Below are 6,375 nucleotides of genomic sequence, written 5' to 3' on the forward strand. Positions count from 1 at the left end.
GCGGTCGTGTCCAGCCCCCAGGTGCCCGACGTCGCCGTCCGTCTCGGCGAGCGCTTCGCGGACGCCGGGTTCGCGCTCGCGCTGGTCGGCGGGTCGGTGCGCGACCTGATCCTCGGGCGGGCGGTCAACGACCTCGACTTCACCACCGACGCCCGCCCGGACGACACCGAGCGCGTGCTGGCCGCGTGGGCGGACACCACCTGGGACGTCGGGCGCGCCTTCGGCACGATCGGCGCGCGCAAGGGCGACGACGTCGTCGAGGTGACCACCTACCGGGCCGAGGCGTACGACGCGGACTCCCGCAAGCCGGTCGTCGCCTACGGCGACCGCCTGGACGACGACCTGGTGCGCCGCGACTTCACGGTCAACGCGATGGCGGTGGCCCTGCCGGCCGGCGACTTCGTCGACCCGCACGGCGGCCTCACCGACCTGGCGCAGGGCCTGCTGCGCACGCCCGGCACGCCGGAGGCGTCCTTCACCGACGACCCGCTGCGGATGATGCGCGCCGCCCGGTTCGCCGCCCAGCTCGGCTTCGCGGTGGCCCCCGAGGTGCAGGCCGCGATGACCGCGATGGCCGAGCGGCTCTCGATCGTGTCGGCCGAGCGGGTGCGCGACGAGCTGGTCAAGCTGCTGCTGGCGCCGGCGCCGCGCGAGGGGCTGCGGCTGCTGGTCGACACCGGGCTGGCCGACGTGGTGCTGCCCGAGCTGCCCGCGCTGCGGCTCGAGATCGACGAGCACCACCGCCACAAGGACGTCTACGAGCACTCCCTGACCGTGCTCGACCAGGCGATCGCGCTCGAGGACGACGACGTGCCCGGTCCCGACCTCGTGCTGCGGCTCGCGGCGCTGCTGCACGACGTCGGCAAGCCGGCGACGCGTCGGTTCGAGCCGGGCGGCGGGGTGAGCTTCCACCACCACGAGGTGGTCGGCGCCAAGCTCGTGGCCAAGCGGCTCAAGGCGCTGCGGTTCGACAAGGACACGGTCAAGGCCGTCGCGCGGCTGGTCGAGCTGCACCTGCGCTTCCACGGGTACGGCGGCGGCGAGTGGACCGACTCGGCCGTGCGCCGCTACGTCACCGACGCCGGGCCGCTGCTGCACCGGCTGCACAAGCTGACCCGCTCGGACTCCACGACGCGCAACGTGCGCAAGGCCGCGCGGCTCTCGCGCACCTACGACGAGCTCGAGGCCCGGATCGAGCGGCTGGCCGAGGCCGAGGAGCTGGCGGCGATCCGGCCCGACCTGGACGGCCAGCAGATCATGGCGCTGCTCGACGTCCGGCCCGGCCCGGTGGTGGGGCGGGCGTACCAGCACCTGCTGCAGGTGCGCCTCGACGAGGGACCGCTGCCGCCGGAGGCCGCGCGCGAGCGGCTGCTCGCGTGGTGGTCCGAGCAGCCCGAGTCGTCGACCTGACCCGCCCTTGCGTCCGAAGGAACGGTCGCTATGGCGACCAGTTCTTCGGACGCACGGCGGGGGTGGGGGCCGGGCGGCGCAGGGTGCGGGCGAAGAGCAGGCCGGCGCCGAGGTAGAGCGCGGCGACCACGGCGAACAGCACCGGCGAGAACCCGTCGGCCGGAACGGTGAGCGCTGCGCAGGTCGCCGCCACGACGAACGCCGCGTTGAAGACCACGTCGTAGAACGCGAAGACCCGGCCGCGGAAGTCGTCGTCGACCTCGCGCTGCACCACGGCGTCGACGCAGATCTTCACGCCCTGCGCCGCGACGCCCAGCAGGAACGCCGCCACCAGCGCGACCGGGACGACGAGCACCACCACCAGCACGGCCTGCACCGCCGCCGCGGCGAGCAGGCAGCGGGCGATCCAGCCGCCCGTGCCCCAGCGGGACGTCGCGACCGGCGTCACGAGCGCGGCCACGCCGAACCCCGCACCGGCCGCGATGAAGGTCCGGGCCAGCAGCGCGAGCCCGGCCTGGACGTCGTCCGGGTCGTTGAAGTGGTTGCGGCACAGCAGGATCGTGGCGATCGTCGTCAGGCCGTACGCGAACCGGTGCACGCCGATCACGGCGAGCGCGTCCCACGCCGGCCGCCGCTCGCGCACGTGCCGTGCCCCCTGGACGACGGCGGGCCAGCCCACCGCCGTCCGCTCGCCGTGGTCCGGACCGAGCAGCCCGGCCGCCATGCGCAGGGCCAGCAGCGCCGACCCGAGGTAGACCGCCGCGGCCGCGACCAGCACCACCGCGTCGCCGCGGTCTCCCTCGGGGAGCCGGGCGCGCAGCAGGTAGGCCAGGCCCCCGCCCGCGAGCGCCGACAGCGTCCCGGACGTCGGCGAGACGGCGTTGGCCATCACCAGCTCGTGCCGCGGGACGACGTGCGGCAGCCCGGCGCCGAGCGCGGTGAGGAAGAACCGGTTGACCGCCAGGCACGCCAGCACCGCGCCGTACAGCGGGACACCCACGTGGTGGCCCGCCACCAGCGCCGCGACGCCGAGCACCATGACGGTGCGCACCAGGTTCGCGACCAGCAGCACCTGCCGGCGCCGCCACCGGTCGAGCAGCACCCCGGCGAACGGCCCGACCACGGTGTAGGGCAGCACGGTGACGGCGAAGACGGCGGCCGTGGCCTGCGGGGTCGCGGCCCGCTCGGGCGAGAAGAAGACCAGGCTCGCCAGCGCCACCTGGAACGCGCCGTCCCCGGCCTGGGACACGACGCGGACCGCGAACAGCCGGCGGAAGTCGCGGCCTCGCAGCACCGTGCGCAGGTCCGCGACGAAGGGCACGGCCCCACGGTAGCCAGCACCCGGACGGGTGACGCGCACGGTGGGGAGCCGGTCAGGGGAGTTCTCCCCATCGTCCGGGAGCCCTGGTCACGGTTAGCGTGTGCGCCACGACAGGGGAGGTACGTGATGGTTCTGCAGATGGGGGCCGATCCGGACGAGCTGGACCGGATCGCCGGGCTGCTGCGGGCGGACGCCCGGTCGCTGGACTCCATCCGGGAGCGGGCGGCGCACGCGATGACCGCCATGCACGGCGGCTGGTCCGGCCCGGACTACGCGCGGCTGCTCGGCCAGTGGCGCGACGTCGTCACCCCGCAGCTGACCCAGGCGCACGAGGCCCTCACCGGCTGCGCCCGCACCCTGCACGGGCAGGCCGACGAACAGCGCCGCACCAGCGGGCTGGGGGGCACGGCCGGCGGCGGCACCGGTGGTACGGGCGGCGGGGGCGACGACCCGGTCGGCCCGGTCGGCCCGACGCCCGGCGGCTCGACGTCGGACGGCGACGGCGGGGGCGGGGACGACGACTCCCCCTGGGGCGTGACGCCCGGGGTGTCGTACGAGCACGACCCCGAGCCCGACTGGACCGACCACGACCGCTGGACCATCGAGAACCCGGACGGCAGCACGACGACGTCCGACACCAAGACCTACGTCGACGGCGACGGCGCGAAGCGTGAGTGGCGCTACGAGACGACCGACACCTGGCACCAGGACGGCACCAGCCCGCTGCAGCACGACCCGTCGTGGAAGGACCACGTCGACCCCTCGGTGCAGCTGTGGCAGCAGGGCGGCGAGCACAGCGCCAACGCCCTCGAGTTCGGCGACGAGGACGGCCCGGCCTACGTCGCCTTCGGCTCCGCCCGCGAGGAGCACGAGGCCGAGCTGAAGATCGACAAGAACGGCCTGACCCTCGGCGCGACCGGCACGGCGGGCATCTACGCCGCCTACGCGAGCAGCACCAGCAAGGGCAAGGTCGGCAGCGTCGAGTACGGCCAGCACACCACCGGGTACGTCGGCGCCGAGGCGACCGGCAAGGCCGAGGGCAGCATCGGCAAGGACGGCGCCAAGATCGGCGCGGGCGGCGAGGCGTTCGCCGGCGGCAAGGTGCAGACCGAGGTCTCGGCGTCCTCGCACGGCGTGACCGCCACCGGCGGCGGCGAGCTGTCGTACGGCATCGGCGCGCACGCCGACGTGGACGCCAGCTTCACCACCAGCAACGTCGGCGTGCACTTCGACGTCGGCGCGACGCTCGGCATCGGCGGCGGCTTCGACGTCGGCTTCGAGGTCGACCCGGGCGAGGCGCTCGACTCCGTGGGTGACACCGCGGGCGACCTGTGGGACGGCGCCACCGGCTGGATCGGCTGATCGGCGCGATCGGGCACCGGCCCGAGGGGAGCAATGACACGATGTGCGGACGAGCGGGGCGATCGTGATGGACAGGACAGGCGAGGAGAGCGCGATGACGACGTTGCAGTACCCGAGCGACCGGTTCCCGGGGGCGCCCTCGGCCGCGCTCGAGGTGCCCGAGGGCTGGGAGGCGGTCTCGGTGCCGGGCACGGCGCTCGCCGCGCGCGTGGCCGACCGCGGCCAGAACGCCTTCCTGGCCAACGTCGTCCTGCGCTTCGAGCGGCGCGGCGGTGACTACTCGCTCGCCGACGCCATGACCGAGGTCGAGGAGTACGCGCGGGCCAAGCCCAGGGGCGAGGCCAGCGAGCCGTTCAGCTCGAGCTTCGGCGGGCACGAGTACGCCGGGCGCAATGTGTCGTGGGTCGACCCCGCGGCGGGCACCGTGGTGCAGGCCCACCTGTTCACCCTGCTGCCCGCGGGCGACCTGCAGGACCTCGTGCAGATCACCGGCTCGGTCGGCGGCACGACCGCCACCGAGGACTACCCGCTCATCCAGCGCGTCATCCAGCAGGTCACCGTCGCGCCGGGGGGCACGAGCACGACCGGGGCCGACCCGGCCGCGCCGACCTCGGCACCGTGACGGCGTCCCCGCTCGAGATGGCCGTGGGGGCGGCCACGGACGTCGGCCACCGCCGGCGGCGCAACGAGGACTGCGTGCTGGCCGAGGGGTCGGTGTACGTCGTGGCCGACGGCATGGGCGGCCACGCCGCGGGCGACGTCGCGAGCCGGCTGGTCGTCGAGGCGTTCCGCGAGCTCGCGCCGCGCGAGGACCTGCGCGCCGCCGACGTGCTCGCCGCGCTGCGTACCGCCAACGCCGACATGCTCTCGTCGTCCGCCCGCCACCCCGAGCAGTCCGGCATGGGGACGACGGCCAGCGGGCTCGTCGTCGTGCAGGCCGGCGGTTCGCCGCACTGGGCGGTCTTCAACGTGGGTGACTCGCGCGTCTACCGCTACGTCGACGGCGACCTGCACCAGGTGAGCGTCGACCACTCCGAGGTGCAGGAGCTGGTCGACGCCGGGATGCTCAGCCCGGCCGAGGCCCGCGCCTACCCGCGGCGCAACGTCGTCACCCGCTCGCTGGGGCACGACCCGATGCCGCAGGTCGACCTGTGGGTGGTGCCGCAGCAGCCGGGCGAGCGGTTCGTCGTGTGCTCGGACGGCCTGACCGACGAGGTCGAGGACGACGTCATCGCCGCCGTCCTGGCCGACGACGACGAGCCGCAGCGCACCGCCGAGCGGCTGGTCGAGGCCGCGCTCGAGGCCGGGGGCCGCGACAACGTCACTGCTATCGTCGTCGCGCTCTCGCGGGGGGCCGGGGTGGCCGACGTCGACGAGGACACCTCACCGCGGGGCCAGCTCACCGGAGCAGGGGGGTAGCAGCGGTGCGTCCGCACGTCGTCGTGGCCTCGGGCCCGTGGACCTTGGTCCGCGGCACGGGGCTCGTCGTCGTGCTCGACGACGGCGCTCCGGACGCCGTGGCCGACGCCTGCCGGGCCACCGCCAGCACCGACCTCGCGGTGCTGGACGACGTGCTGGACGAGCTGCTCGTGGGCGGCCTGCGGGCGGTGCCCGACGTGGTCGCGGCGTCGTGGGCCGAGGACGGGACGGCGCGCGTCGTCGTCCGCGGTGCGGCCCGGGCCGTGGTGCGCACGGCGGCGGGCGAGCAGGTCGTGGTCTCGCTGGGCGCGCGGCCGTGGCTCGACCTCGACCTGGCCGACGTCGAGGCGCTGGTGCTGCTCGCGCCGGGCCTCGACGAGGCGTCGGGCGTCCCGCTCGACCCGCCGGTCGCCGAGGTCGAGGAGGAGCGCGCGGTCGCCGCGCCGGTCGAGGCGGCCTGGCCGCTGCCGCCGTCGCTGACGGTGCCGGCCGAGCCCGAGCCGGTTGCCGAGGCCCCGGTGCCGGAGCAGGAACCGGTGCCGGACGACGGACCCGCGCTCTCGTACGACTTCCTGTTCGGCGCCACCGAGCGCGGTCTGGACTTGGGCGGCGTGCCCGCGGCCCCGGCGGCGCCCGAGCCGGCAGTGGCCGCGACCCCTGCGGCACAGCCGGCTGCGGCGCCCGACCCGGTGGCGCCCGAGCCGGCCCCGCGCCGTCCGGCCGACCCGTCGGTCGTCGACCTCACGCTGCCCCCGCCGTCGGCCGAGACCACCGACCACGAGCGGCCGGCCGGGGCCGACGTCCCGCCGTCCGCGCCGGCGCCGGCCCCCGACGCGCCGCGCCCGCTGATCAGCTCGGTGCCC

At 75.5% G+C, this 6,375-nt stretch carries 5 protein-coding genes and 1 pseudogene; 5 read left to right on the forward strand and 1 reads right to left on the reverse strand.

Annotated features, from left to right (window positions below):
• Nucleotides 1-6: 6 nt before the first annotated feature.
• Nucleotides 7-1,410, forward strand: coding sequence for a CCA tRNA nucleotidyltransferase (locus tag ACYVJ4_RS06940; RefSeq protein WP_460459382.1), 1,404 nt, complete (start codon nt 7-9; stop codon nt 1,408-1,410).
• Between the two features lie 28 nt (nt 1,411-1,438).
• Here ACYVJ4_RS06940 and ACYVJ4_RS06945 read toward each other — a convergent pair whose 3' ends face one another.
• The gene (locus ACYVJ4_RS06945) at nt 1,439-2,731 is read right to left on the reverse strand and encodes an MFS transporter (protein ID WP_460459383.1); all 1,293 of its coding nucleotides are present in this window, start codon (nt 2,729-2,731) and stop codon (nt 1,439-1,441) included.
• Between the two features lie 138 nt (nt 2,732-2,869).
• Between ACYVJ4_RS06945 and ACYVJ4_RS06950 the strand changes: the two genes are divergently transcribed.
• The 4 genes and pseudogenes from ACYVJ4_RS06950 to ACYVJ4_RS06965 all read left to right on the forward strand — a co-directional run.
• Nucleotides 2,870-4,093 carry a WXG100 family type VII secretion target gene (locus ACYVJ4_RS06950; protein ID WP_460459384.1) on the forward strand — a complete coding sequence of 408 codons (1,224 nt, stop codon included), beginning with the start codon at nt 2,870-2,872 and terminating at the stop codon, nt 4,091-4,093.
• Between the two features lie 94 nt (nt 4,094-4,187).
• Entirely contained in the window at nt 4,188-4,715 is a 528-nt protein-coding gene (locus ACYVJ4_RS06955; protein WP_460459385.1) for a hypothetical protein, read from the forward strand.
• On the forward strand, nt 4,712-5,512 hold the full coding sequence (locus ACYVJ4_RS06960; RefSeq protein ID WP_460459386.1) for a PP2C family protein-serine/threonine phosphatase: 801 nt from the start codon (nt 4,712-4,714) through the stop codon (nt 5,510-5,512). The genes ACYVJ4_RS06955 and ACYVJ4_RS06960 overlap by 4 nt, the downstream gene beginning before the upstream one ends.
• A gap of 5 nt (nt 5,513-5,517) precedes the next feature.
• Nucleotides 5,518-6,375: pseudogene (locus ACYVJ4_RS06965) on the forward strand (hypothetical protein); the annotation flags it as partial.

It is taken from the genome of Angustibacter peucedani (genome assembly GCF_054779595.1).